The 26,042-nt window shown below is 72.5% G+C and carries 21 protein-coding genes (1 of these 21 cut by a window edge); 14 read left to right on the top strand and 7 right to left on the bottom strand.

Features of this window, described 5'->3' with window-relative positions; translation table 11 throughout:
• Positions 1-364, top strand: the final stretch of a protein-coding gene (locus ACFWZH_RS07860) for a helix-hairpin-helix domain-containing protein (RefSeq protein ID WP_384426840.1). Its footprint begins 623 nt before the window's first position; only the last 364 of its 987 coding nucleotides appear in the window; its start codon lies beyond the left edge, outside the window; it ends in the stop codon at positions 362-364.
• 611 nt (positions 365-975) lie between these two features.
• Positions 976-3,471 (top strand): ComEC/Rec2 family competence protein, encoded by a 2,496-nt coding sequence (locus tag ACFWZH_RS07865; RefSeq protein ID WP_384426841.1) that lies wholly within the window; start codon positions 976-978, stop codon positions 3,469-3,471.
• Here the strand turns inward: ACFWZH_RS07865 and ACFWZH_RS07870 are convergent.
• Positions 3,401-4,930, bottom strand: coding sequence for a PstS family phosphate ABC transporter substrate-binding protein (locus ACFWZH_RS07870; protein WP_384426843.1), 1,530 nt, complete (start codon positions 4,928-4,930; stop codon positions 3,401-3,403). The two genes, ACFWZH_RS07865 and ACFWZH_RS07870, sit on opposite strands and share 71 nt — an antisense overlap.
• Positions 4,931-5,186: 256 nt before the next feature.
• Between ACFWZH_RS07870 and ACFWZH_RS07875 the strand changes: the two genes are divergently transcribed.
• Positions 5,187-5,672: an RrF2 family transcriptional regulator gene (locus ACFWZH_RS07875; RefSeq protein ID WP_384426845.1), complete on the top strand. Its 486-nt coding sequence runs from the start codon at positions 5,187-5,189 to the stop codon at positions 5,670-5,672.
• On the top strand, positions 5,672-6,472 hold the full coding sequence (locus tag ACFWZH_RS07880) for an arylamine N-acetyltransferase (RefSeq protein ID WP_384426847.1): 801 nt from the start codon (positions 5,672-5,674) through the stop codon (positions 6,470-6,472). The genes ACFWZH_RS07875 and ACFWZH_RS07880 overlap by 1 nt, the downstream gene beginning before the upstream one ends.
• 102 nt (positions 6,473-6,574) lie before the next feature.
• Here the strand turns inward: ACFWZH_RS07880 and ACFWZH_RS07885 are convergent, their stop codons facing one another.
• Entirely contained in the window at positions 6,575-6,850 is a 276-nt protein-coding gene (locus ACFWZH_RS07885) for a hypothetical protein (protein WP_384427318.1), read from the bottom strand.
• Between the two features lie 129 nt (positions 6,851-6,979).
• Between ACFWZH_RS07885 and holA the strand changes: the two genes are divergently transcribed.
• Positions 6,980-7,963, top strand: a complete 984-nt coding sequence (holA, locus tag ACFWZH_RS07890) for a DNA polymerase III subunit delta (RefSeq protein WP_384426848.1) — start codon at positions 6,980-6,982, stop codon at positions 7,961-7,963.
• 191 nt (positions 7,964-8,154) lie between these two features.
• Here holA and ACFWZH_RS07895 read toward each other — a convergent pair whose 3' ends face one another.
• Positions 8,155-9,048 carry a hypothetical protein gene (locus tag ACFWZH_RS07895; protein ID WP_384426850.1) on the bottom strand — a complete coding sequence of 298 codons (894 nt, stop codon included), beginning with the start codon at positions 9,046-9,048 and terminating at the stop codon, positions 8,155-8,157.
• Positions 9,049-9,639: 591 nt separating this feature from the next.
• Positions 9,640-9,906 (bottom strand): 30S ribosomal protein S20, encoded by a 267-nt coding sequence (rpsT, locus tag ACFWZH_RS07900; RefSeq protein ID WP_384426852.1) that lies wholly within the window; start codon positions 9,904-9,906, stop codon positions 9,640-9,642.
• A gap of 450 nt (positions 9,907-10,356) precedes the next feature.
• Between rpsT and lepA the strand changes: the two genes are divergently transcribed.
• The 4 genes from lepA (at position 10,357) to hemW (ending at position 18,757) form a co-directional block, all read left to right on the top strand.
• Positions 10,357-12,219: a translation elongation factor 4 gene (gene lepA / locus ACFWZH_RS07905; RefSeq protein WP_384426854.1), complete on the top strand. Its 1,863-nt coding sequence runs from the start codon at positions 10,357-10,359 to the stop codon at positions 12,217-12,219.
• 516 nt (positions 12,220-12,735) lie between these two features.
• Entirely contained in the window at positions 12,736-14,625 is a 1,890-nt protein-coding gene (locus ACFWZH_RS07910; RefSeq protein ID WP_384426856.1) for an AMP-dependent synthetase/ligase, read from the top strand.
• Between the two features lie 367 nt (positions 14,626-14,992).
• Positions 14,993-17,104, top strand: a complete 2,112-nt coding sequence (locus tag ACFWZH_RS07915; protein ID WP_384426857.1) for a SpoIIE family protein phosphatase — start codon at positions 14,993-14,995, stop codon at positions 17,102-17,104.
• Positions 17,105-17,524: 420 nt separating this feature from the next.
• Positions 17,525-18,757, top strand: coding sequence for a radical SAM family heme chaperone HemW (gene hemW, locus ACFWZH_RS07920; protein WP_384426859.1), 1,233 nt, complete (start codon positions 17,525-17,527; stop codon positions 18,755-18,757).
• Between the two features lie 108 nt (positions 18,758-18,865).
• Here hemW and ACFWZH_RS07925 read toward each other — a convergent pair whose 3' ends face one another.
• Entirely contained in the window at positions 18,866-19,699 is an 834-nt protein-coding gene (locus ACFWZH_RS07925; RefSeq protein ID WP_384426861.1) for a DUF3097 domain-containing protein, read from the bottom strand.
• Between the two features lie 109 nt (positions 19,700-19,808).
• Positions 19,809-20,543: an MBL fold metallo-hydrolase gene (locus tag ACFWZH_RS07930; RefSeq protein ID WP_384426863.1), complete on the bottom strand. Its 735-nt coding sequence runs from the start codon at positions 20,541-20,543 to the stop codon at positions 19,809-19,811.
• Positions 20,544-20,737: 194 nt separating this feature from the next.
• Between ACFWZH_RS07930 and hrcA the strand changes: the two genes are divergently transcribed.
• From hrcA to ACFWZH_RS07950, 4 genes are all read left to right on the top strand, one after another.
• On the top strand, positions 20,738-21,754 hold the full coding sequence (gene hrcA, locus ACFWZH_RS07935; RefSeq protein ID WP_384426864.1) for a heat-inducible transcriptional repressor HrcA: 1,017 nt from the start codon (positions 20,738-20,740) through the stop codon (positions 21,752-21,754).
• Positions 21,755-22,894 (top strand): molecular chaperone DnaJ, encoded by a 1,140-nt coding sequence (dnaJ, locus tag ACFWZH_RS07940; protein ID WP_384426866.1) that lies wholly within the window; start codon positions 21,755-21,757, stop codon positions 22,892-22,894.
• A gap of 88 nt (positions 22,895-22,982) precedes the next feature.
• On the top strand, positions 22,983-24,071 hold the full coding sequence (locus tag ACFWZH_RS07945; RefSeq protein WP_384426868.1) for a nitronate monooxygenase: 1,089 nt from the start codon (positions 22,983-22,985) through the stop codon (positions 24,069-24,071).
• Positions 24,068-24,811, top strand: a complete 744-nt coding sequence (locus tag ACFWZH_RS07950) for a 16S rRNA (uracil(1498)-N(3))-methyltransferase (protein WP_384426870.1) — start codon at positions 24,068-24,070, stop codon at positions 24,809-24,811. The genes ACFWZH_RS07945 and ACFWZH_RS07950 overlap by 4 nt, the downstream gene beginning before the upstream one ends.
• Positions 24,812-25,076: 265 nt before the next feature.
• Here the strand turns inward: ACFWZH_RS07950 and ACFWZH_RS07955 are convergent, their stop codons facing one another.
• Complete coding sequence (locus tag ACFWZH_RS07955; RefSeq protein ID WP_384426871.1) at positions 25,077-25,508, bottom strand: OsmC family protein; 432 nt, start codon at positions 25,506-25,508, stop codon at positions 25,077-25,079.
• Between the two features lie 173 nt (positions 25,509-25,681).
• On the opposite strand from ACFWZH_RS07955, the gene ACFWZH_RS07960 reads away from it, so the two are divergent.
• Positions 25,682-26,041, top strand: a complete 360-nt coding sequence (locus ACFWZH_RS07960) for a histidine triad nucleotide-binding protein (protein WP_384426872.1) — start codon at positions 25,682-25,684, stop codon at positions 26,039-26,041.
• Position 26,042: the final 1 nt, after the last annotated feature.

Consider the following 26,042-nt stretch of genomic DNA (forward strand, 5'->3'; position numbering starts at 1 on the left):
GCGGCCCCGTCTTTTTTTTATCTCCCCCCGCGGGGGGGGGCGGGGGGGGGGGGGGGGGGGGGGGGGGGGGGGGGGGGGGGGGGGGGGGGGCGGGGGGGGGGGGGGGGGCGCCCCCCCCGCGGCGGGGACCGGTGGGGCATCGGGTGTCGGAGCCGGGCCCAGCGGGCCGAGCGGGCCGGTGAGCCTCAGTACGGCGACCGAGCAGCAGCTCGACGCACTGCCAGGGGTGGGGCCCGTCCTGGCCCGCCACATCGTCGAGTTCCGCACCCAGCACGGCGGGTTCACCTCGGTGGATCAGCTCCGCCAGGTGACCGGTATCGGAGAGCGCCGCTTCGCCGACCTCCGCCCGCTGGTGGCGCCGTGACCAGCCCGCGGCCCCCGGTGCACGCCATGGCGGCTTCCGTGCGCGGCGCCTCGGACCCTCATCAGGACGGCCCGGCCGATCTGCGCCTGGTCGCGCCCGCACTGGCGGCCTGGGCGGCTGCGGCGATCGCCCTGGGTGTGCCCGGTGCTTCGGTGGCCGTGGTCTGCGGTGCGGCCGTGGTTCTCGCAGCGGTCGCGTTACGGGTGGCCGTGGGCCGGCGCCGGACGGAGCGTGAGCCCGGGGCCGGTGGCTTGCCTGGGGTCGCGACTGCGGAACTCGGGACGCCAGATCCAGAGGCACCACATCCTGAGGCACGAACGCCTGAGGTACGAGCCCCTGAGACGCGAGCCCCTGAGCCACCACACCCTGAGCCACCAGACCTTCCACCAGCCTGTGAGGCGCTGTCCCCTGACCCGTCAGCCCCCGAAGCATCAACCCCTGGTGCGTCAGCTTCTGAGGCGCGGAGGGGCGAGCCGGGACGTGACGGACCGCCGCGTGATGGGTCACGACTACGACTACGACTGCGACTACGGCCACGGCCCGGCACCGGCCCGAGCGAAGCGCAGCCGCCCCGCCCCCGTCCTCCCCGCAAGTGGTCCGCGGGTGCCTTTGTGGCACTGGCCGCGGTGCTGCTGTGTGCCGCCGCGGGTGCGGCGTCCGCGGCGCTGCATGCAGCGGATGTCCGGCGTGGGCCGCTGCCCGTCCTGGCGGGGCGGTACGCGTGGGTCACCGCGGAGCTGGAGGTGACCGGCGACCCCCGGCTGACCAGGCCTCGGGTACGCGGATCCCAACGGACGCCCTCGGCAGTGGTGTTCACGGCCGATGCCGTCCGCGTCACCGCGCCGGGCGGCGAGATCACGGCCGTCCGCACGCCGACCCTGGTAGTGGTGCAGCCCCGCGGCGACGACGAGGGTGGCCTGCGGGACGGGGCGGAGCACCCGGGTGGCGCCGCCGTGCGGGATTCCGCCGACGCCCGCCCGTCAGCTTCCGCCGCTGCGGGCGAGCCGGTGATGGCTCCGCGCGCGCAGGGGCGCCATGGGCTGACCTCGGCATGGCGCGGGCTGCTGCCGTCGACCCGTATCCGGGTCGTGGCCCGCGCCGTACCGCCGCTGTCGTCGAACGACCGCCTGGCAGCCGTCCTGCGGGTCGCCGCGGACGCGCCGCCGGCCGAAGTCCGCGCTCCCAGCACCCTTCAGCGGCTGGCGGGAAGCCTGCGCGCGGGGCTCCGGGACGCCACCAACGGTCTGCGGCCTGATGCCCGGGCGCTGTTGCCCGGTCTGGTCGTGGGCGACACCTCACGCGTGCCACCGGACCTGGACGACGCCTTCCGCGCGACCGACCTGACGCATCTGCTGGCCGTCTCCGGCAGCAATCTGACGATCGTGCTCGCCCTGCTGATCGGCCCGCCGCATCTGGCCACGCGTGCCGAGCGGCGTGGGCTGGCGCCGCTCCTCGGCCTGTCGCTCCGTGGGACGGCCGTCATCGGCGGGGCCCTCGCGCTCGGCTTCGTCGTCGTGTGCCGCCCGGACCCGAGCGTGCTGCGGGCCGCCGCCTGCGGCCTGATCACGCTGCTGGCGATCGGCACCGGACGCCGCCGCTCGCTGCTGCCCGCACTCGCCGCCGCGGTGCTGCTGCTGGTCCTCTACGACCCCTGGCTCGCCCGAAGTTACGGCTTTCTGCTCTCCGTCCTGGCCACCGGCGCGCTGCTGCTGCTCGCGCCACGCTGGAGCGCGGCTCTGCAGCGGCGCCGGGTACCGCCCCGGCTGGCCGAGGTGATCGCCGCCGCGGCCGCCGCCCAGGCCCTCTGCGCCCCCGTCGTCGCCGTGCTCGCGGCCCGTGTGGGCCTGGTCGCCGTGCCCTGCAATCTGCTGGCCGAGCTGGCGGTGGCCCCCACCACGGTTCTCGGCTTCGCCGCCCTCGCCGCCGCCCCGGTTGCGCCGCCGGTCGCCCAGGCCCTGGCGTGGTGCGCGGGCTGGCCGGCCGAGTGGATCGCCGGTGTGGCCCGTACGGGGGCGGCGCTGCCGGGAGCCGAGTTCGGCTGGGCCGGCGGCTGGGTGGGCGGGCTGGTGCTCGCGGTCGTGATTGCGGCTCTGGTGGCGGTCGGCCGCCGGACGCTGCGCCGCCCCTGGATGTGCGTGCTGTGCGCGCTGGCCGTGATCCTGGCGGTCTGCCGGCCCGCCCCGCTGACCCGCGTCATCACGGGCTGGCCGCCACCCGGGTGGCGTGCCGTGGTCTGCGACGTGGGGCAGGGCGACGGACTGGTGCTGGCAGCGGGGGAGGGCACGGCGCTGGTGGTGGACACCGGTCCCGAGCCGCGCGCCATCGACCGCTGCCTCACCGAGCTGGGCATCCGCCGCATCCCGCTCCTCGTCCTCACCCACTTCCACGCCGATCACGTGGACGGGCTCCCCGGCGCGCTCCGCGGCCGTTCGGTCGGCGCCATCGAGACCACGACGCTCCAACAGCCGCCGGGGCAGGCCCGGTTCGTACGCGGCACGGCTGCGGCCGCCGGTATCCCGGTCGTCCTCGCCGCACCGGGGGAGCGGCGTCGCCTGGGCCCCCTCACCTGGGAAGTCCTGTGGCCTCCCGCTCCGCCGGCCGCACCGGGGCCCGGCGGCCCCCTTGCCACCGGCAGCCGCGACGGCGCCGACAGCCCCAACGACTCCAGTGTCACCCTCCTCGTCCGCACGGCAGGAATGACCCTGCTGCTGCTCGGCGATCTCGAACCGCCCGCTCAGCAGGCGTTGCTTGCGGCCCACCCCGAGCTGGGGGCCGTCGACGTCCTGAAGGTGGCGCACCACGGCTCCGCCTATCAGGACCCGCCGCTGATACACCGGCTGGCGCCGCGCCTGGCGCTGATCTCCTGCGGGGCCGGCAATCCGTACGGACATCCGGCGTACCGGACCATCGCGGCGCTGCGTGCCCAGGGCGCCCGGGTGCTGCGCACGGACACCGACGGTGCGATCGCGGTCCTGGGCGGTCCGGCCGGGCTCTCGGCCACGGTCGCCGGTCCCGGGGACCCCGCCAGCCGCCCCCTCACGGCCGGCATACGGCGACCGGCAGGCTCTGCCGGTCGGCGCAGGGCACGTGCTTATACATCCGCATGATGTTCTTCGCCGTGTCGGAGTCCATGAAGGCCAGGAACTTCGCGGTCAGCGAGCCGTCTTCGGGCCGCCCGTAGGTGTAGAGGTACTCCACCGTCCAGAAGGGGTAGTCGCGTTGCCGTCCCCACTCGATGTCCGGTTCGTTCCCGTTCAGCCGCACACTGACCACGTGGTGCCGCTGCGCCGCCGCGTAGACCTCCGCGTAACCGATCGCCCCCGGCACCCGGTCGACCGCGTCCAGCAGGCTCTTGGTGCTGTTCACCTCGCAGCGCGTCAGGCGCGCTCGTTCGTCGCGGTCCTTGTCGCCGCAGTCGTAGGACGACACCACGCCCGGCTCCGAACGGCGCAGAACGGACGTCTCGAAGGCCCGGCGGGTGCCCGACCCGGCGTCGCGGCTGACGAGGCGGATCGGCAGGTCGTGCCCGTTCAGCTGCTTCCAGTTGGTGTATGTCCCGTCGTATATCTTCCGCACCTGGGCGGAGGTGAGACCGTCGACGCCGGCCTTGTCGTTGGCTACGAGGCTGAGCACGATGACGCCCACCGGGTCGCCCTCCAGCCGTCGGTAGAGGGACGGCGCCGGCACATCCGACACGGCGATGAAACCGGGGCCCTCGGTGGACGCGGGCCCGGCCTCCCGGCTGAGGTTGCCCAGGCCGGACAGGCTGCCGCTCTCCAGGACCGTGACGTCGGCGGCCGCACACCGGGCCCGATACTGCCGGGCGATCTCCCGCATCGGCGGGGCGAACGCGGTGGACCCGTCGACGGTCAGCCGCCCGGCGGCGCATTCGCCGGGCACCGGCGTCACCCGGCCGCTGAGCAGCAGCCCGCCGAGCAGTCCCAGCAGGACGATGAAGGTGCCACCCAGTGCGAGGCTGAGCTTGCGCGGCCCCCAGCGCTGGGCGTTGCGCCGGATCCGTCCGCCGCTGATGAATCCGCCGACGGTCACGGCCCCGGTCGCGCTGCCGGCGCGTCCGCCCTCGGGGCCCTGGTCCGTATCGGAGCCCGTGAGGAGCACCAGCAGCTTGAAGTGGTTCCGCTTGTTCAGCGGCACCTTGGGGATGAACAGTCGGCCGCCGTCGTGCCGGAGCCCACCGCCGTTGCGGGTCAGCATGCGCACCAGGTCCGTCGGGTTGGCGTCCGGCACCTCGGCGCCGATGACGGTGCGTCCGGCGAACTCGACGGTCAGCGCCTCCTGATAGTCCTGCCGGACGATGTCCTTGCCGCCGTCGTTCTCGAACCGCAGCAGCGCCAGCGTCGCGTCGCTGATCTCCTGATCCTGCCGCAGCAGCCGCAACTGCACGAGGCTGTGCGCGTCTTGGGGATTCATACCGATCGCGGTGTCCATCTGGACCCGATAGCCGATCCGCTTGCGGCCCGGCAGAAACCGTTCCACGGCCCACACCACGGCCGTCGCCACGAGCCCGGCCGCGGTGAGGATCGTCTCGGTGTCCGGCAGAGCCACGGCAACCTCGCACAGATGATCGGACGACGGGATGTCAAAACTTTAAGGACCCCCACCACACCCCGAGACCTCTTCGGCAGCCCGTCACCAGAGGTTCATCCGTCGTCCTTTCGTCTTGGTGAAGGAGCCCCTCTGGAAGCGCCCTCTCCTGGACCGGACTCTGTTCCTCGTCCCGACTCACCAGGCGATTCCGTAGGGCCCGTGCGTCGAATAAATCAGGGCGCTCGGCGGAAACAGGATATGTAGACTCCAGGTTATGAGGATGGGCGAAGGCGTCGAGTGGGGCCTGCACTGCTGTGTGACGCTGGCCTGGCTGGAGGGGGAAGGGCCGGTCTCCACGGCTCGGTTGGCTGCCTCGTTCGCGTTGCCGGCGGCTTACTTGAACAAGCGGCTGCAGGCCCTGGTGCGGGCCGGGATCCTGACGTCCACGCCCGGGGCCCGGGGTGGCTTCCAGTTGGCGCGGGCGCCGGAGCGGATCACGCTGATGGACGTGGTCGCGGCGATCGAGGGCACCGAAGACGCTTTCCGCTGTCAGGAGATCCGCCGGCAGGGGGCCGGTGCCGAGCACCCCGGCCGGGAGTTCGGCCGGCCGTGCGGAATCTCCACGGCGATGCGCAAGGCCGAACTGGCCTGGCGGCGTGAGCTGGCGGCGCAGACCATCGCCGATCTCGCTGCGGGGACCCCCGCTTCCGCGGTGGAGCAGACCCGCCGCTGGTTCGCTACGGAGAGGACGCACACCTGATGGACACCACTGCCGTCGACGCCTACCTGGACCGTATCGGGGTCGTACGGCCCGCGGCCCCCGACGCCGACGCGCTGCGCGCCCTGCACCTCGGGCACTTGCGCACCGTCCCCTTCGAGAACCTCTCCGTCCACCTCGGCGAGGAGATCGTGCTCGCGGAGCAGCCACTGCTGGACAAGATCGTCGGCGCCCGGCGCGGCGGCTTCTGCTACGAGCTCAACGGCGCCTTCGCGATGCTGCTGCGGGCCCTCGGCTACGACGTCGAGTTGCTCGCGGCCCGGGTGTTCGGTCCCGACGGGCCCGGGATTCCGTACGACCATCTCGCGCTGCGCGTCCAGACACCCAGCGGGCCATGGCTCGCGGACGTCGGCTTCGGCCGCAACAGCCACCTCCCGCTGCGCTGGGACAGCCGTGCCGAGCAGAGCGATCCCGCCGGTGTGTTCCGGATCGAGGAGACGGCGGAGGGGGACCTCGACGTACTGCGGGACGGCAGGCCCCAGTACCGGCTTGAGCAGCGTCCGCGTGCGTACGCGGAGTTCGAGGTCGGCTGCTGGTGGCATCAGACCTCGCCGAAGTCGCACTTCACACAGTCCCTGGTGTGTTCACGGCTGTCCGAGACCGGCCGGGTGACGCTCTCCGGCCGTACGCTCGTGATCACTGGGGCGGACGGTGCGCGCGAGGAGCGACAGGTGGAAGAGGGTGAGGTCCTCGCCGCCTATCGGGAGCACTTCGGGATCGTTCTGGAGCGGGAGCCCGTGGTGGCCAAGGTGCGGGTGCCCGGTGCGGGCACCCAGCCATAGCCATAGGTAAAGGCAGAGGCAAGGGCAGAGGCAAGGGCACAGACACAGGCAAGGGCGGGGGCCCGTGCGCAGGCGAGGGCATGGGCCCCGTGCCCGCCGGTGCTACTCGGTCTCCAGCCAGCCCTCGTACTCCGCCGCGAGGCCGTCCAGCCGCGCCGGGTCGTGGGTGGCGTCCGGGTCTTCGACCACCACCAGCCACTGGGCGTCCTCGGCGTCGTCCTCACCGGCCAGCGCGTCCCGTACGAGCTGCGGTTCCTCGGTGACGCCGAAGCGGTCGGCCAGGGCCTCGGCCACCTCCTCGGCGGCGTCGCGGTCGGGCAGGACGAGGACATGGCGTGCGGCGCGGGCGTTGTCGTTCACTCGGCCATTGTCCGGCAGGAGGCCGGTGGCTCCGGCGGGCGGGGGCATCGGTGGGCCAGTGCATCGATGCATCGGTGGATCGGGCATCGGTGGACCGGGGAACCGTCCGGGCGGCGTTGTCAGTGGGGCGTGGGATGCTGGACCGCGATGGCCAGGAAGACAGCTCACGATGACCCCCTCGCTCCCGTCACGATCGCGGTGGGCCAGGAAGACCTGCTGCTGGACCGCGCGGTACAGCAGGTGGTGGCGGCCGCGCGGGCGGCCGACGCGGACACCGACGTACGCGACCTCACCCCCGATCAGCTGCAGCCCGGCACCCTCGCCGAGCTGACCAGCCCCTCGCTCTTCGCGGAGCGCAAGGTCGTGGTGGTGCGGGCCGCCCAGGACCTGTCCGCGGACACCATCAAGGACGTCAAGGCGTATCTGGGCTCGCCCGCCGAGGAGATCACGCTCGTCCTGCTCCATGCCGGCGGCGCCAAGGGCAAGGGCCTGCTGGACGCCGCTCGTAAGGCCGGGGCGCGCGAGGTGGCCTGCCCCAAGATGACCAAGCCCGCCGACCGGCTGGCGTTCGTGCGGAGCGAGTTCCGCACGGCCGGGCGGTCGGCGACGCCGGAGGCCTGCCAGTCGCTGGTCGATGCGATCGGCAGCGATCTGCGTGAGCTGGCGTCGGCCTGTTCGCAGCTGGCGGCCGATGTCGAGGGCACCATCGACGAGGCCGTCGTCGGGCGTTACTACACGGGCCGGGCCGAAGCGTCGAGCTTCACCGTCGCGGACCGTGCCGTCGAGGGGCGGGCGGCGGAGGCGCTGGAGGCGCTGCGTTGGTCGCTGGCGACCGGCGTCGCCCCCGTCATGATCACCAGCGCGCTCGCCCAGGGCGTCCGGGCCATCGGCAAGCTGGCCTCCGCCCCGCGCGGCGCACGCCCCGGTGACCTCGCCCGTGACCTGGGCATGCCGCCATGGAAGATCGACCGGGTGCGGCAGCAGATGCGCGGCTGGTCGGCGGACGGCGTGGCCACGGCGCTGCGGGCGGTGGCGGCGGCCGACGCGGGAGTGAAGGGCGGCGGGGACGATCCGGCGTACGCCCTGGAGAAGGCCATCGTCGCGGTGGCCCGCGCGGCGCGGTCGCGGTGATGCGCGGGAGCCGAGGACGTACGACGGCGGCGTGACGTGCTGACGTATGGGCGTGTGTGTGGGGTGCGGTGACACGCAGCCCCCCCGCGCGCCGCTGCCGTCGCCGTGCCCCTTGCCGCCGCCGGGTCCGCCGCCGGGTCCGTTGCCGGGTCCGCCGCCGGGCCCGTTGCCGTTTCCGTGGCCGTTGGGGACTACCGCGATCCTGAGTTCTGCAGTCGCTTGAGGGTCTCCGTCGCGCTGGTCTTCAGCATGGTCGCGACCTCGGAGGAGCTGGGCGGCTTGCTGGAGCTGCTGCTCGATGCGTAGCTCGACCACGTCGACTGGTAGGTCATCCAGCCGTCCCGGACGCCGAGGATCACATAGGAGCTGGTGCTGCTGCCGCCCTCGTCGTTCCTGGTCACCAGATACGCCTCGTCGCCGAGGCCCGCAACGGACTCGACCTTGTAGCCGACCGAGGTCTCCTGCTTCTCGTACGAGCGGTAGCCGTCGGCGAACTCCGGCGCGGGGTCGGTCTTCTTGTGCAGGGTGGCGGTGTTGTACAGCCAGGTCGAGGAGTAGTCGGAGCTGCCGGCGTTCTTCCGCTGCAGCGAAACGTTGCACCACATCGTGTCCAGCGACTTCTGCTGCGCGCCGCTGTGCTGCGGGTTTGCGTCCTTCGAGGTTGAGCCGGTGTTCTTCTTGGTCTCGAAGTCGGCGTTCTCGAACGGGGTCATCGAGGTGGCCGCGCACAGATCGCTGGTGTAGCCGTAGCCCGCGAGGTCGGGGCTGGGCTCGGAGGAGAAGCCGCCGGTGGCGAACAGCAGCGACCCCCAGATCGCGGACGCGGCGACCGCACCGCCGATCGCCCAGAGCCAACCGGAGCCGCCGCGGCCGGAGCCGCCGGAATCACCGGGTGCCCCTGTGGGGGCGGCGGGCACGCCGGGTGCCGGATAGCCGTAGCCGACGCCCGGGGGCTGCGCCGGCGGGGCCTGCTGGGTGTAGGGATTCTGCTGGGGCGGCACCGGGTTCTGCGCCGCCGGCACCTGGCCGTAGGGGTTGGGCTGCGGCTGGGCGTAGGGATTGTTCGGATCCCCCGAGATGGACATGGCCGCAGCGTAGCGGACCCCACTGACAGCTGAACCGAATATACGACCGCATCTACGTCCATCGCCGCGGCGGCCGGAACGGGGGACCGTGGCCTGAGGAAGGGCAGGTGCGAGCGAGCAAGGAACGGACTTAAGCGCAGGAAGGAACGGACGTAAGTGAAGGAACGGACGTAAGACGTAAGTGGAGGAAGGAACGGACGCAGGCAGAGCCGAAGGGCGCACGCACAGCGGGCGAAGGCGCAAGCATGAGCGCGCGAAAGGCGCAGATTCAAGTGCGTGAAGGGCGCAGGCTCAAGCGCGTGAGGGGCGCAGGTACGACGAAAGGCCCCGCCCACCCCGGGGAAGGGGAGTGGCGGGGCCTTCGCGTCAAGCGACTGCGGCTTCGTCGGCGGTGGTGGCCGCCGGGCGAGCCGGGTGCGCCGCACCCGCGTGGCGAACGCAGGCCGTGTGCGGCGCGGTGGTGCACCGACCAGGGAGCGGAGAGAGGGGCCGCTGGGTCCCTGTCGGCAGGGATGCTGCGTGCAGCTGGTGCTGCGGGTGGAGGAAGATCAGGGCCTTGGACAGGCCGGCGATCTTCTTCCGGGGGGAAGGTCAGCCCTTGAGGGCCGCGACCTTCTTCGCCAGCGCCGACTTCTTGTTGGCGGCGGCGTTCTTGTGGATGACACCCTTGCTGACGGCCTTGTCGAGCTTCTTGGCAGCCTCGGCCTGGGCGGTGGTGGCCTTCTGCAGGTCACCGGCCTCAATGGCCTCGCGGGTGCGACGGATCGAGGTCTTCAGAGCGGACTTGACAGCCTTGTTGCGCTGACGAGCCTTCTCGTTGGTCTTGATCCGCTTCATCTGGGACTTGATGTTCGCCACGAAAGAGCCTTTTCAGGTTCGTTGGAGTTTCGAGTTGCGCCACGCACGAGAGAGGGCACGAAGCGCAGTGGACCAGGCTACCAGCAGGGTCCACAGCGCCCCAAACCGGGCCCGCAGTGGGGTCGGGAGCCCTCGCAGGGCGCGGCCGAGGCCCCCGCCGGAGCGGCCGAGTCCCCCGTCGGAGCCGCCGAGGCCCCCGCCGGAGCGGCCGGCCCACGCTTCCGCATCGGCCTCCGTACGATCCCCCGCCCGGCCCCGTGAGGCCCTGCCCGTACGAGCCCCCACCCGGCCCCCGTGGAGCCCTCCGCACGAGCCCCCGCACAGCCCCGCGACCGACCCGGTACGACCGGCACCCCGCCCAAACCCGACCGACCCCGCCGCTCATGGGACCATGGGGGAGACGTCACATAACCGAGTCCCGCCTACCCGCGTTCACTGAATGGACCCTGCGTGCCCGCGACCCCTACGAACGTGCCGGAGCCGAGCCGTACCGACCCGGCTCTCATCCGTAACTTCTGCATCATCGCGCACATCGACCACGGCAAGTCGACCCTCGCCGACCGGATGCTCCAGATCACCGGCGTCGTCGACCAGCGGCAGATGCGCGCGCAGTACCTCGACCGCATGGACATCGAGCGCGAGCGCGGCATCACGATCAAGTCCCAGGCGGTCCGACTGCCCTGGGCCCGCACCGACGAGGAAGGTGGCCCGACCCACATCCTCAACATGATCGACACCCCTGGTCACGTCGACTTCACCTACGAGGTCTCCCGCTCGCTGGCCGCGTGCGAGGCCTGCATCCTCCTGGTGGACGCCGCCCAGGGCATCGAGGCCCAGACCCTCGCCAACCTCTACCTGGCGATGGAGAACGACCTCACGATCATCCCGGTCCTCAACAAGATCGACCTGCCGGCCGCCCAGCCCGAGAAGTTCGCCCTGGAGCTGGCGAACCTCGTGGGCTGCGACCCGTCCGACGTGCTGCGGGTCTCCGCCAAGACCGGCGTGGGCGTGCCCGAGCTGCTGGACAAGGTCGTCCGCGAGGTCCCGGCCCCGGTCGGCACCAAGGACGCCCCGGCCCGCGCGATGATCTTCGACTCGGTCTACGACTCCTACCGCGGCGTCGTGACGTATGTGAAGGTCGTCGACGGCACGCTCAACAAGCGCGAGCGCATCAAGATGATGTCGACCGGCGCGGCCCACGAGCTGCTGGAGATCGGCACGAACTCCCCGGAGATGACGGCCGCCGACGGCCTCTCCGTCGGCGAGGTCGGCTATCTGATCACCGGTGTGAAGGACGTCCGCCAGTCCAAGGTCGGCGACACCATCACCCAGCTCACCAAGGGCGCCACGGAGCCGCTGGGCGGCTACAAGGACCCCAAGCCCATGGTCTTCTCGGGTCTGTACCCGCTGGACGGCTCGGACTACCCGGAGCTGCGCGAGGCCCTGGACAAGCTCCAGCTCAACGACGCCGCGCTGGTCTACGAGCCGGAGACCTCGGCCGCCCTGGGCTTCGGTTTCCGCGTCGGCTTCCTGGGCCTGCTGCACCTGGAGGTCGTCCGCGAGCGCCTGGAGCGCGAGTTCGGCCTCGACCTGATCGCCACCGCCCCCAACGTGATCTACCGCGTGATCATGGAGGACGGCGCCGAGCACGAGGTCACCAACCCCAGCGAGTTCCCGGTCGGCAAGATCGACGAGGTGCACGAGCCGGTCGTACGGGCCACGATCCTGGCGCCCAGCGAGTTCATCGGCGCGATCATGGAGCTGTGCCAGACCCGCCGCGGCACCCTGCTCGGCATGGACTACCTCTCCGAGGACCGTGTCGAGATCCGCTACACCCTCCCGCTGGCGGAGGTCGTCTTCGACTTCTTCGACCAGCTCAAGTCCAAGACCCGCGGCTATGCCTCGCTGGACTACGAGCCCACCGGTGAGCAGATCTCCGACCTGGTCAAGGTCGACATCCTGCTGCACGGCGACAAGGTCGACGCCTTCTCCGCGATCACGCACAAGGACAAGGCGTACGCGTACGGCGTGCGGCTGGTGGCCAAGCTGCGCGAGCTGATCCCGCGGCAGGGCTTCGAGGTGCCGATCCAGGCCGCCATCGGCTCCCGTGTCATCGCCCGTGAGACGGTCCGCGCCATCCGCAAGGACGTCCTCGCCAAGTGCTACGGCGGTGACATCTCCCGTAAGCGGAAGCTGCTGGAGAAGCAGAAGGAAGGCAAGAAGCGGATGAAGATGGTCGGCAGCGTGGAGGTCCCGCAGGAGGCCTTCATCGCGGTGCTGTCCTCGGACTCCGACGGCGAGAAGAAGAAGTAGCGGCAGGAAGCAGCAGCGAGAAGAAGTAGCGGCAGCGAGAAGAAGTAGCGGCAGCGAGAAGTAGAAGTAGGCGGCAAGAGCGAGGACAGGGCGTCGGCCCCCCGGATGGGGCCGGCGCCCTGTCCTCGTCTTCCGGTCCCCGTGCGGCCTCCGTCTGGACCGCATACGCACTCTTCCGGGGCGCGTGCGGCGTACGGGTGCCTGAACGCGGACCGGGCTGCTGAACACGTACCGGGGCGTGCGGGCGCACACCGGGCGTCGGAACGTGCATCGGGATGAATGCGGAGCGCGCCGTTCCGCCGCGGCGTGACCGCTGTCGCCTGCTGTGGTCTCGTGGGCGGTGACCGGCCCGGCTCGCATATCGGGCGATGAGCGTGCTACGTACACCTATCGCACTGGTCACATCGTGAACGAGTCGGTCTCAGGCCCTTACGCGGCGGCCCGACGCGCTCTACTCTGATCACGCTCAAGGTTACTCGCGAGTCACCAGCAACGAAGCGGGCCCCGGAGGACGCCGTGACGGACACCTACACGCTGATCGAAAACCGGCCGCCTTCGGTGGCGAACCTCTTCCTGGAACGGGTCGCGGCCACGCCCGATATCGAGGCCTATCGGTATCCGGTCCCGCCCGCCTCGGGCCAGGGTCCGGACGACTGGAAGGCCATCAGCTGGGCCGAGGCCGCCGACCGGGTCTACGCCGTGGCCGCCGGGCTGATCGCACTGGGCGTACGGCCCGAGGAGCGGGTGGCGCTGGCCGCCAACACCCGCGTCGAATGGATCCTCGCCGACCTCGGTGTGCTCTGCTCCGGCGCCGCGACCACCACGGTCTACCCGAGCACCAACGCCGAGGAGACCGGGTACATCCTCGCCGACTCCGGCAGCCGGGTGCTGATCGCGGAGGACGCCGGACAGCTCGCCAAGGCGCGTGAGCGGCGCGCGGAGCTGCCCGACCTGGCGCACGTCGTCGTCATCGACGACAAGGGCGTCGAGCCCGCGGACGACGACCCCGAGGACTGGGTGCTCAGCCTCGCCGAGCTGGAGAAACGCGGCGCCGCGTACCTGGAGAAGCACCCCGAGTGCGTCAAGGAGCGGGTCGCCGCGCTGCGCGCCGACCAGCTGGCGACGCTGATCTACACCTCCGGCACCACCGGCCGCCCCAAGGGCGTACGGCTGCCGCACGACTGCTGGTCGTACATGGCCCGCGCGATCCAGGCGACCGGGCTGGTCACCGAGGAGGACGTGCAGTACCTCTGGCTGCCGCTGGCGCATGTCTTCGGCAAGGTGCTGACCGCCGGGCAGATCGCGCTCGGGCATGTGATCGCCGTGGACGGCCGGGTCGACAAGATCATCGAGAATCTGCCGGTGGTGCAGCCGACGTACATGGCGGCCGTACCGCGGATCTTCGAGAAGGTCTACAACGGAGTCGCGGCCAAGGCCCGGGCGGGCGGCGGCGCCAAGTACAAGATCTTCCAGTGGGCCGCCGAGGTGGCCCGCGAGTACGCCAAGGCCTCGCAGGACAACTTCCAGCGCACCGGCAACGCCTCGGTGCCGTTCGCGCTCGGCGTCAAGCACAAGGTCGCCGACACCCTCGTCTTCGCCAAGCTGCGCGACGCCTTCGGCGGGCGGCTGCGCGCCGCGGTCTCCGGCTCCGCCGCGCTCTCCCCGGAGATCGGCTACTTCTTCTCCGGCGCCGGCATCCACATCCTGGAGGGCTACGGTCTGACGGAGTCCAGCGCCGCCAGCTTCGTCAACCCCGGCGAGGCCTACCGCACCGGCACGGTCGGCAAGCCGCTGCCCGGCACCGAGGTCCGGATCGCCGAGGACGGCGAGATCCTGCTGCGCGGCCCCGGCATCATGCAGGGCTACCACGGCCTGCCGGACAAGACCGCCGAGGTCCTGGAGGAGGACGGCTGGTTCCACACCGGCGACATCGGCGAGCTGTCGGCCGACGGCTATCTGCGGATCACCGACCGCAAGAAGGACCTCATCAAGACCTCGGGCGGCAAGTACATCGCACCGGCCGAGGTGGAGGGCCAGTTCAAGGCGGTCTGTCCGTTCGTCTCCAACGTGCTGGTGCACGGCGCCAACCGGAACTTCTGCACCGCGCTGATCGCCCTCGACGAGCCGACGATCATGGGCTGGGCCAAGGAGCACGGCCTGGCCGGCAAGTCGTACGCCGAGGTCGTCGCCACCGACCAGGTCCGCGAGCTGGTCGACGGCTACGTCGAGCGGGTCAACGAGGGGCTCCAGCGCTGGCAGCAGATCCGCAAGTTCCGGCTGCTGCCGCGCGACCTGGACATCGAGCACGGCGAGGTGACCCCCAGCCTCAAGGTCAAGCGGCCGGTGGTGGAGCGGACGTTCAAGGACCTGCTGGAGGAGATGTACGCGGGGGCACGGGAGGCGTAGGGGACGCGGGGGCGGTATGGGGAACGGGCCGGACTGCGCGGGCCCGTTCCCCATACTGCCCCCCGTATTGCGATCCCTGTATCGCGGCCCCCGTATCGCGCTCCCCGTACTGCCCCTCCCTCCAGGAAGCCCGCCCCATACCGCCTCGCACGCCGAGTCATACCGCCTCGCACGCCGAGTCATACCGCCTCGCATGCCGAGGTTCCCCGGGCCGCACTTGGCGCGTCGGCCAACTCCCCCGGCGCGTCAGCCGAATTGACCGCTGTGACCACCCACTTCCGTGACTCAGTGCTTATGGGTGCGCTCGTTCTGTCACTCTGTCGGTGGCGCATCCGGCGCTGTAGCGGAGCTGCTCGGGAGTTGCTCAATGCGGACGACCACTTCGTCTCCACGGGACGACGACGTCACGGCGACGCGCGCGACGACGGAAGGGGCCGGCGGCCCATCCGCGGCCGGACCCGCCGCCCGCTCGCTGCGGGCCAGCCTGCCGGGGGACCCGCAGGCCGCTGCCGCCGCCCGGCAGTTCGTCCGGGCCGCCTTCGCCGACTGGGCCGCCCAGCGGCTGCCCGGCACGGAGGGGCTCACCGATCGGCTCGCGGACGAAGCGGTCCTGCTGGTCAGCGAGTTGGTGACGAACGCGGTGGTGCACGCGGGCACCACCGTCGAGCTGCGCTGCCGACTGGAGGCGGCGGGCGAGCGGGACGACGAGGCCGACCCGGCTCCCCTCCTCGGCGTCATCATCGAGGTCTCCGACCACCATCCGGCACAGCCGATCCGCGCTCGTGCGCAACGCACCGCGTCCGGCAGCCCCGTATCCGACGGCTCCCTGTCCGACGGCTCCCTGTCCGGCGGCTGCCTGGTCGACGGCGCCGCCGCCGACGGTGACGGCTCCGAAAGCGGCGGCCACGGACTGCAGCTGATCAGCGCGGTCGCCGAATCCTGGGGCATCACTTACCGCCGGGCGATGAAGACCGTATGGTTCCGCCTGCCGGTGGACGCGCCGGACGCCGGCGCACGGCCCGAGCCGGAGATCGCCTACGCCGATCAGCTGCTGCAGCGCGAACTGCGGGCCGCCGAACTCCTCGCCCCCGCACCGCGCCGCGCCGCCCGCCGCGAGCTGGACGCCGACCGGGTCGAGACCGGCGCCCTGTCGTTCCTCGCCGAGGCCTCCGACCTGCTCTCCGGCCAGCTCGACGCCGATCAGGTCGCGGCACTCGCCGCCCAGCTGATCGTGCCGAGGCTCGCCGACTGGTGCGCCGTCTGGCTCTACGACGGCGACGGCGGCGCGCCCGGCCGGGGCATCGCGGCGAGCGGCGAGGAGCAGCGGCTCGCCCGTGTCTGGCACACCAGCGAGAGCCGGGTCGACTCGCTGCGCACGGCACTGGAGAAACAGCCGCCGGAAGTACCCGGCGCCGCCTCGCCGGGCCGCGCGCCCGCCGCGGTCCCCTGGCCCTGGCCGGACGAACCGGGGGGCGCGGAGCCGGGCGGCGCGGCGCTGGCCTGCCCGCTGGTCGCCGGCGGCCGCCGCCTCGGCACGCTGCTGCTCGGCCGGGGCGGACTGCCGCGCATCCCCGACGAGGTCGTCGTCCTGATCGAGGACCTGGCCCGGCGGGTCGCCCGCGCGGTGGCCACGGCACGCGCGTACAGCCGCCAGGAGCGCATCAGCCAGGTGCTGCAGCGCCGGCTGCTGCCCCGGGGGCGGGCGCAGGTGCCCGGCGTGGAGTCGGCGGTGGTCTACGAGCCGCGCGAGGGCGCCTGGGCGGGCGGCGACTTCTGGGACCTCTTCGACGCCGGGGACGGCCGCTGGTGCTTCGCGCTCGGCGACGTCTGCGGCAGCGGGCCCGAGGCGGCCGCGGTGACCGGGCTCGCCCGGCCGGTGCTGCGGCTGCTGGCCCGTGACGGCTTCGGCGTGGCGGAGGTGCTCGACCGGCTCAACAAGACCATGGCCAGGGAGGCGGCGGACTCGGTGGCGGCGGTCGCGGCGGCGGTGGCGGCGGCCGGCGCCGGGGCGGAGGCGCCGGTGGAGATCCGCGAGGAGGGCGAACAGGCCCGCTTCCTGTCGCTCCTCTACGGCGAGATCGTCCCGTACCCCGGTGGCTCGGGAGGCGCCCGCTGCACCCTCGCCAGCGCCGGCCACCCGCTGCCGCTGGTGCTGGGCGCGGACGGCGCGGTCCGGGTCGTCGCGGCACCGCAGATGCTGCTCGGGGTGGTCGAGGACGCCGCATACGTCAGCGAATCGTTTGACCTCTGCCCCGGCGAGACGCTGCTGTGCGTCACCGACGGGGTCACCGAGCGCCGCTCCGGGCGCCGGCTCTTCGACGACGAGGACGGCCTGGCCACGGCCCTCGCCGCCGGCGCAGGCCTCGGCGCCACCGCCCTGGCCGACCACATCCGCAACACGGTCCACGCCTTCGACCCGACCCCGCCCGACGACGACCTGGCCCTCCTGGTCCTCCAGGCGGCGAGCGGTCCGCCGTAGGGCGGGGCGGCATCCGGAGCGCGGGGCGCTTCCCGTAGGGCTGGTGCGAACAGATCCCGTAGGGGATGCCTGGGCCCCCTGCGGGGCCACAACGGGGTGGGCGGGGAGGCTATTCCCGCGGGCGTCGGGCCTGGGGCCGCCGGAGCGGGTGCGCGGGGAGCCGAAGGGCGGGCGGAGGCGCAGGAGGGCAGCAGAGCGATGTCCGCCCTCCGGGCAGCAGGCCCCCGGGACGTTCACCGGGACCCCCGACCGGGACCCCCGACCGGGACCCCGCACAGGCACCGTAAGGCGTTCCGCCAGGCTGCCGGGCCTCCTGCCAGGCCTCCTGCCAGGCGACCTGCCGGGCGCCCTGCCGGGCGTCCTGCCAGGCGTCCCGCCAGGTGAACCGTGCTCCGTGTCGTATGACGGACAATGGTTCCCATGCCTTCCGCACTGCCTGATGGTGAGCCGATGCCCGAGCACGGGGCGCTGCCCCGTCATGCCCTGGCGGGGGCGGCCGGGCGGCCCCTCGGCTTCTATCTGCATGTGCCGTACTGCGCGACCCGCTGCGGCTACTGCGACTTCAACACCTACACCGCGAGCGAGCTGCGCGGCTCCGGCGGCGCCCTGGCCTCCCGCGACAACTACGCCGACACCGTCGTCGCGGAGATCCGCCTGGCCCGCAAGGTGCTGGGCGACGACCCGCGCCCGGTCGAGACGGTCTTCGTGGGCGGCGGCACACCCACCCTCCTGCCCGCCGCCGACCTCGCCCGCATGCTGGCGGCCATCCGCGACGAATTCGGCCTCGCGCCGGACGCCGAGATCACCACCGAGGCCAACCCCGAGTCCGTCGACGCCCGCTACCTCGCCGAGCTGCGCGCGGGCGGCTTCAACCGCGTCTCCTTCGGCATGCAGAGCGCCCGGCAGCACGTCCTGAAGATCCTCGACCGCACGCACACCCCCGGCCGCCCCGAGGCCTGCGTCGCCGAGGCCCGCGCGGCCGGCTTCGCGCACGTCAACCTCGACCTGATCTACGGCACCCCCGGTGAGACCGACGACGACTGGCGGGCGTCCCTCGACGCCGCCCTGGGCGCCGGCCCCGACCACATCTCCGCCTACGCCCTGATCGTTGAGGAGGGCACCCAGCTGGCCCGACGGATCCGCCGCGGCGAGGTCCCGATGACCGACGACGACGTCCACGCCGACCGCTACCTGATGGCCGAGGAGAAGCTCTCCGCCGCCGGTTTCACCTGGTACGAGGTCTCCAACTGGGCCACCACCGAGGCCGCCCGCTGCCGCCACAACGAGCTGTACTGGACCGGCGCCGACTGGTGGGGCGCCGGCCCCGGCGCCCACAGCCACGTCGGCGGCGTCCGCTGGTGGAACGTCAAGCATCCGGGTGCCTACGCCCAGGCCCTGGCCGAGGGCCGCTCCCCGGGCGCGGGGCGCGAGGTGCTGGCCGACGAGGACCGCCGCGTCGAACGCATCCTGCTGGAGCTGCGGCTGTCGGACGGCTGCCCGCTCGGCATCCTCGCCCCTGCGGGGGCGCGTGCGGCGGCGCGGGCGCTGGCCGACGGGCTGCTGGAGCCGGCGCCCTACGAGGCGGGGCGGGCCGTGCTGACCCTGCGGGGACGGCTGCTGGCCGACGCGGTGGTGCGGGACCTGGTGGACTGATCACCCGGCTGAGTGATCCCACGGCGAGCCGCACCCCCGCTCCGGCGGACCCGCGCCCCGTCCCCACCCGCGTCACCCGTCCCCACCCGCGTCACCCCTCCCCCCGCGTCACCCGTCCCCGCCGACCGTGACGAAGTCGATCAACTCCTCGACCCGCCCGAGGAGTTGCGGCTCCAGGTCCTTGTAGGACCGTACGCAGGACAGGATGCGCTGCCACGCCGCCCCCGTGTTCTGCGGCCAGCCCAGCGCCCGGCACACCCCGGTCTTCCAGTCCTGGCCGTGCGGGACGGCGGGCCACGCCGCGATGCCCACCGACGACGGCTTCACCGCCTCCCACACGTCGATGTACGGGTGGCCCACGACGAGCACGTGCTCGCCCGTCACCTCGGCCGCGATCCGGGACTCCTTCGAACCGGGGACGAGGTGGTCCACCAGCACCCCCAGCCGGGCGTCCGGGCCGGGGGAGAAGCCGCGGACGATCGCCGGGAGGTCGTCGACGCCCTCCAGGTACTCCACGACGACGCCCTCGATGCGCAGGTCGTCACCCCAGACCCGCTCGACCAGTTCGGCGTCGTGCCGGCCCTCCACGTAAATGCGCCCGGCGCGTGCGACCCGGGCGCGGGCGCCGGGGACGGCGAGTGACCCGGAAGCCGTACGGGCGGGACCGTCCGGCGCCGGCCGGTGCTGCGGGCGCACGAGGGTGACGACCTTGCCCTCCAGCAGGAAGCCGCGCGGGGTCATGGGGAAGACGCGGTGCTTGCCGAAGCGGTCCTCCAGGGTGACCGTCGGCCCCTCGGCGGTCTTCTCGCAGCGGATCACGGCGCCGCAGAAGCCCGTGGTGACCTCCTCGACGACCAGATCGGGGTCGGCCGGCACCTCGGGCGCGGGGCGCTGCTTCTTCCAGGACGGGGTCAGGTCGGGGCTGTAGCGCTTGCTCTGCATGGGCCTGTTCTAGTACGAGTTCCCGGCGGCGGGACCCGATGACGGCGGGACCTGACCGCGGCGGGACCCGATCAGTCACGACAGGCCCCGGTCGGGGAGGGGCCGGCGCTCAGGACGGCGGGACGCCGAAGAGGGCGGCCAGGGCGTCGCGCTGGGCGCGGACGAAGGCGGCGTCCACCACGGCGCCGTGACCGGGGACGTACACCGCGTCCTCGCCGCCGAGGGCCAGCAGGCGGTCCAGGGCAGCGGGCCACTGCTGGGGCAGCGCGTCCGGGCCGGCCTGCGGTTCGCCGGACTCCTCGACCAGGTCGCCGCAGAAGACGATCTCGGCGGCGCCGTGCCGGCCGGGCACCAGGACCGCCAGGTCGTGGGCGGTGTGGCCGGGACCGACGTTGGCGAGCAGCACCTGCCGGTCGCCGAGATCGACGGTCAGCTGGCCGTGCACATGGTGGTGCGGGGCGACCAGCAGATCGGCGGCCTCCGCGGCGGCGTCCCGCGAGACGCCGTGGCGCATCGCGTCGTGCCGCAGCTCGTCCTTGCCGCGCCGGAGCAGCTCGCCCAGGCCGGCCGCGCCGAACACCTCGACGCCGGCGAAGGCGGCGGTGCCCAGCACATGATCGAAATGCGGATGGGTGAGCGCGACATGCGTCACTTCCCGACCCAGCACGCCACGGATCGCCCGGCGCAGATCCGCGCCGTCGCGGATGCTCGCACCGGTGTCCACGATCATGACGCCGGCCGAGCCGGTGATCACGCCGATCGTCTCGTCCCAGCCCGGCATCCGGCGCCTGGCGACACCGTCACCGAGCTGTTCCCACCCGGCCTCTTCCCAAGCAGTGCCCATACCGAGACGCTAGCTCCATCGCGATAGCGTTGCCCGGCGGATCGGCCGAACACGGTCATCGGGCGGGCGCCGCGCAAGGTCGCCCTTGCCGTGGCCGTGCTACCCGGCCGTACACTGGCTCCGGGTCTGGCACTCGGCTTGCGTGAGTGCCAGGAGTAACGAAACGGCGGACGGCCGGACTGGAGGTGCGCGGGATGCTCAGTGAACGCAGGCTCGAAGTGCTGCGCGCCATCGTCCAGGACTATGTCGGGACGGAGGAGCCGGTCGGCTCCAAGGCGCTCACCGAGCGGCATCAGCTGGGGGTCTCCCCGGCCACCGTCCGCAACGACATGGCAGCCCTGGAGGACGAGGGTTTCATCGCCCAGCCGCACACGAGCGCGGGGCGGATCCCGACCGACAAGGGCTACCGCCTCTTCGTCGACAAGCTGGCCGGCGTCAAGCCGCTGTCCAGCCCGGAGCGGCGGGCGATCCAGAACTTCCTGGACGGTGCCGTCGACCTCGACGACGTGGTGGGACGCACGGTACGGCTGCTGGCTCAGCTGACCCGGCAGGTCGCGGTCGTGCAGTACCCGTCGCTGACGCGGTCCACGGTCCGGCACGTCGAGCTGCTGGCACTGGCACCGGCCCGGTTGATGCTCGTACTGATCACGGACACCGGGCGGGTCGAGCAGCGGCTCATCGACTGCCAGACGCCGTTCGCCGAGACCTCGCTGGCGGACCTGCGGGCGCGGCTCAACAGCCGGGTCGTGGGACGCCGTTTCACGGATGTGCCCCAGTTGGTGCAGGATCTCCCGGAGTCCTTCGAACAGGACGACCGCGGCACGGTCTCGACAGTGCTGTCGGTGTTGCTGGAGACTTTGGTGGAGGAGACCGAAGAGCGGCTGATGATCGGCGGCACCGCCAATCTCACGCGCTTCGGGCACGACTTCCCCCTGACCATCCGTCCGGTGCTGGAGGCCCTTGAGGAGCATGTGGTGCTGCTCAAGCTCCTCGGCGAGGCCAAGGACTCGGGCATGACCGTACGTATCGGGCATGAGAATGCCCACGAAGGCCTGACGTCCACATCGGTCGTCACGGTCGGCTACGGTTCGGGCGACGAGGCAGTCGCCAAACTCGGCGTGGTCGGACCGACCCGCATGGACTACCCCGGAACGATGGGAGCGGTACGCGCAGTGGCACGTTACGTCGGACAGATCCTGGCGGAGTCGTAAGTGGCCACGGATTACTACGCGGTCCTGGGCGTACGGCGCGATGCCTCGCAGGACGAGATCAAGAAGGCGTTCCGCCGGCTGGCGCGCGAGCTGCACCCGGACGTGAACCCGGACCCCAAGACCCAGGAGCGGTTCAAGGAGATCAACGCCGCTTACGAGGTCCTGTCGGATCCGCAGAAGAAGCAGGTCTACGACCTCGGCGGGGACCCGCTGTCGCAGTCGGGCGGAGCCGGTGGCGGCGCGGGCGGCTTCGGCGCGGGCTTCGGCAACTTCTCCGACATCATGGACGCCTTCTTCGGCACGGCCTCGCAGCGCGGACCGCGCTCGCGCACCCGCCGCGGCCAGGACGCCATGATCCGGCTCGACGTCGAGCTGAACGAGGCGGCCTTCGGTACGACCAAGGACATCCAGGTCGACACCGCCGTGGTCTGCACGACGTGCACCGGTGAGGGCGCGGCGCCGGGGACCTCGGCGCAGACCTGTGACATGTGCCGCGGCCGCGGTGAGGTCTCGCAGGTCACCCGGTCCTTCCTCGGCCAGGTCATGACGTCGCGGCCGTGCCCGCAGTGCCAGGGCTTCGGCACGGTCGTGCCGACGCCGTGCCCCGAGTGCGCGGGCGACGGGCGGATCCGCTCCCGCCGCACGCTGACCGTCAAGATCCCGGCCGGTGTCGACAACGGCACCCGGATCCAGCTCGCGGGCGAGGGCGAGGTCGGCCCCGGCGGCGGACCCGCCGGTGACCTCTACGTCGAGATCCACGAGCTGCCGCACCCGGTCTTCCAGCGGCGCGGCGACGATCTGCACTGCACGGTCACCATCCCGATGACGGCGGCGGCGCTGGGCACGAAGTGCCCGCTGGAGACGCTGGACGGGGTGGAGGAGATCGATGTGCGGCCGGGCACCCAGTCCGGGCAGTCGATTCCGCTGCACCAGCGCGGGGTGACGCATCTGCGGGGCAACGGCCGCGGCGATCTCATCGTCCATGTCGAGGTGCAGACCCCGACCAAGCTCGATCCCGAGCAGGAGGAGCTGCTGCGGCGGCTCGCCAAGCTGCGCGGCGAGGAGCGGCCCACGGGCCAGTTCCAGCCGGGGCAGCAGGGGTTGTTCTCGCGGCTGAAGGACGCGTTCAACGGGCGGTAGGCCACGGCCCGAGCCGGCGCGCCCAGGCGCGTACCTGCGCCGAGCCCCTGATGCGGGGGCTCGGCGTTTCCCGTGACACGATGTGCTCATGTCCACCGCACTGACCGATCTCTGCCGCCATCCGATCGTGCAGGCGCCGATGGCGGGAGGCGGCTCCGGACCCGAGCTGGCCGCCGCCGTCTGCGGCGCCGGCGGTCTCGGCTTCCTCGCCGCCGGCTACAAGACCGCCGACGGCATGTACCAGGAGATCAAACAGCTGCGGTCGCTGACCGACCGGCCCTTCGGCGTCAATCTCTTCATGCCGCAGCCGTCCCTGGCCGACACCGCCGCCGTCGAGGTCTACCGCGAGCAGCTCGCGGGCGAGGCCGCCTGGTACGAGACCGAACTCGGCGAGACCGACGGGCCCAGCGACGACGGCTACGAGGCCAAGCTCGCGATACTGCGGGAGGACCCGGTGCCGCTGGTGTCCTTCACCTTCGGCTGCCCCTCGCGCGCCGTCCTCGACTCCTTCGCCAAGGTCGGTACGTACACCGTCGTGACGGCCACCACGGCGGCCGAGGCGCAGGCCGCGCAGTGGTCGGGCGCGGACGCGGTGTGTGTGCAGGGCGTGGAGGCCGGCGGCCACCAGGGCACCCACCGGGACGATCCGCACGCGGACGGGACCGGTGCGGGGCTGGGGCTGCTGGCGCTGCTCGGCCAGGTCCGCGAGGCCGTGCAGATCCCGGTGATCGCCGCGGGCGGGCTGATGCGCGGGGCGCAGATCGCCGCCGTACTGGCCGCCGGGGCGACGATGGCGCAGCTGGGGACGGCGTTCCTCGCCACCCCGGAGTCGGGCGCCAACCCGCTGCACAAGCAGGCGCTGAACAACCCCCTGTTCACGCATACGGAGTTGACCCGGGCGTTCTCCGGACGCCCGGCCCGCGGGCTGGTGAACCGCTTCCTGCGCGAACACGGCCCGTACGCCCCGGCCGCCTACCCCGCCGTCCACTACCTCACCTCCACCGTGCGCAAGGCCGCGGCCAAGGCGGGCGACGCGCAGGCCATGAACCTGTGGGCGGGGCAGGGGCACCGGCTGGCCAGGGAGCTGCCGGCCGGGCAGCTCGTCGAGGTCCTGGCGGCCGAAATCGACGCGGCACGGGCGGCGTTGGCCCTCCCCGGCGCCGGCGGGGCGTCATGACCGCGCCCGTCTTCCTCGTCGACTCGCTCGCGCAGGCACGCGCCGGCGGCACGCTGACCCTGGACGGCCCCGAGGGTCGGCACGCGGTGTCGGTGCGGCGGCTGCGGGCCGGCGAGGAGGTCGTACTGACGGACGGTCACGGGACCGGGGCCTACGGCACGGTCGCCTCCGTCGAGGGCAAGGACACGCTCGTCGTCGCCGTCGCGGAGCTGCGCACGGACGACCCGCCGGACCCGGTCATCACCGTCGTCCAGGCGCTCCCCAAGGGCGACCGCGGCGAGCTGGCCGTCGAGACGATGACCGAGACCGGTGTGGACGCCATCGTGCCCTGGCCGGCGGCGCGTTGCGTCACCCAGTGGAAGGGCGAGCGGGCCGCCAAGTCGCTGGGCAAATGGCGCGCCACGGCCCGTGAGGCGGGCAAGCAGTCCCGTCGGCTGACCTTCCCCGAGGTCGCCGACCCGCTGACGACGAAGCAGGTTGCCGCGCTGCTGGCCGACGCCGACTTCGCGGCCGTCCTCCACGAGGAGGGCAGCACTCCGCTGGCCACCGCCGAACTCCCCACCACCGGCCGCATCGTGCTCGTCGTCGGTCCCGAGGGGGGCGTCTCCCCGGAGGAGCTCGCCGTCTTCGCCGAGGCCGGCGCCAAGCCGTACCGCCTGGGTACGACCGTCCTGCGCACCTCCACCGCGGGCACGGCGGCGGCGGCCCTGCTGCTGGGGCGCACGGGCCGCTGGAGCTAGCTCCCCGAGGCCGCTGCCGAAAAGAATCGTCGCACGGCCCACTGACAACGCGGCGGGGGGGGGGGGGGGGCCGGGGGCCGCCGCGGGCGCCGGCCCGCGGGCGGGCAGGGCGCGCGGCCCGGGCGTGCCACCCCCCCCGCGCCGTACCCTAAAATTATTCGCCCCCCCGCCCACTCACCCGGGGGGGGGCCCCCCCCGGGCCCCCGGCCGGGCGCGCCCCACCGCCGTTCATGCAAGGGGCGGCCGGACCGTGCCGGCCGACGCCTCAGGCCAGCAGTTCCGCCTCCAGCGTGATGTTCTTGACGCCCGCCAGTGCCTGGCTCACCGGGCAGTTCTTCTTGGCGTCCTCGGCCGCCGCCTGGAAGTCCGCCTCGGACAGGCCGGGGACGCTGGCCTTGACGGTCAGGGCGATGGCGGTGATGCCCTCACCGGGCTGGAAGGTGACATCGGCCCGGGTGTCCAGGGACGCCACGGTGTAGCCCTTGCCCGCCAGGCCGTGGGAGAAGGCCATCGAGTAGCAGGAGGAGTGGGCCGCCGCGATCAGCTCCTCGGGGCTGGTGACGCCGTTCGGCTGCTCCGCGCGGGCGGGCCAGTTCACGTCGTACGTACCGATGTTGGAGGACGCCAGGGCGACGGTGCCCTTCCCCTCCAGGAGGTTGCCTTCCCAGTGGGTCTGGGCGGTGCGCGTGGTTGCCATGGTGCATAACTCCCGGTTGTGGGCGAAAGCGATCACCGGTCAGCTTAGTGATCCCCAAGGCCGTGTGGCGCCGATGGGCGGGGCGCGCCCGTTCCACCGCCGTGCCGACCGCCCGGTAGCATCCCAAGCCGTGCGTACCGTGCGCATGACGGATGACCCGGGAGGAGCCACCGGTGGCGGGAGAACCGCAGGCCGACTGCCTGTTCTGCAAGATCGTGGCGGGGGAGGTGCCGGCGACCATCGTCCGGGAGACCGAGACCACCGTCGCGTTCCGCGACATCAACCCCCAGGCCCCGACGCACGTCCTGGTGATCCCCAAGGTGCACTACCCGGACGCCGCCGCCCTGGCCGCCGCCGCACCGCAGGTCATCGCCGACATACTGCGCGAGTCCCGCGAGGTCGCCGCCGAGGACGAGATCGAGGAGGGGGGCTACCGGGTCGTCTTCAACACCGGCGCCGGCGCCGGCCAGACCGTCTTCCACGCGCATCTGCACGTCCTGGGAGGCCGCGGCCTCCAATGGCCCCCCGGATAGC

The organism is Streptomyces sp. NPDC059008 (assembly GCF_042749045.1).
In the GTDB taxonomy this organism is placed as follows: domain Bacteria; phylum Actinomycetota; class Actinomycetes; order Streptomycetales; family Streptomycetaceae; genus Streptomyces.

Bases quoted from the DNA above. Each gene is read 5' to 3' on its own strand.
- ACFWZH_RS07955 (WP_384426871.1), bottom strand. From the start codon at position 25,508: ATGGCAACCACGCGCACCGCCCAGACCCACTGGGAAGGCAACCTCCTG.
- ACFWZH_RS07945 (WP_384426868.1), top strand. From the start codon at position 22,983: ATGTCCACCGCACTGACCGATCTCTGCCGCCATCCGATCGTGCAGGCG.
- ACFWZH_RS07880 (WP_384426847.1), top strand. From the start codon at position 5,672: ATGGACACCACTGCCGTCGACGCCTACCTGGACCGTATCGGGGTCGTA.
- ACFWZH_RS07895 (WP_384426850.1), bottom strand. From the start codon at position 9,048: ATGTCCATCTCGGGGGATCCGAACAATCCCTACGCCCAGCCGCAGCCC.
- ACFWZH_RS07915 (WP_384426857.1), top strand. From the start codon at position 14,993: ATGCGGACGACCACTTCGTCTCCACGGGACGACGACGTCACGGCGACG.
- hemW (WP_384426859.1), top strand. From the start codon at position 17,525: ATGCCTTCCGCACTGCCTGATGGTGAGCCGATGCCCGAGCACGGGGCG.
- ACFWZH_RS07950 (WP_384426870.1), top strand. From the start codon at position 24,068: ATGACCGCGCCCGTCTTCCTCGTCGACTCGCTCGCGCAGGCACGCGCC.
- ACFWZH_RS07930 (WP_384426863.1), bottom strand. From the start codon at position 20,543: ATGGGCACTGCTTGGGAAGAGGCCGGGTGGGAACAGCTCGGTGACGGT.
- holA (WP_384426848.1), top strand. From the start codon at position 6,980: ATGGCCAGGAAGACAGCTCACGATGACCCCCTCGCTCCCGTCACGATC.
- ACFWZH_RS07925 (WP_384426861.1), bottom strand. From the start codon at position 19,699: ATGCAGAGCAAGCGCTACAGCCCCGACCTGACCCCGTCCTGGAAGAAG.
- hrcA (WP_384426864.1), top strand. From the start codon at position 20,738: ATGCTCAGTGAACGCAGGCTCGAAGTGCTGCGCGCCATCGTCCAGGAC.
- ACFWZH_RS07875 (WP_384426845.1), top strand. From the start codon at position 5,187: ATGAGGATGGGCGAAGGCGTCGAGTGGGGCCTGCACTGCTGTGTGACG.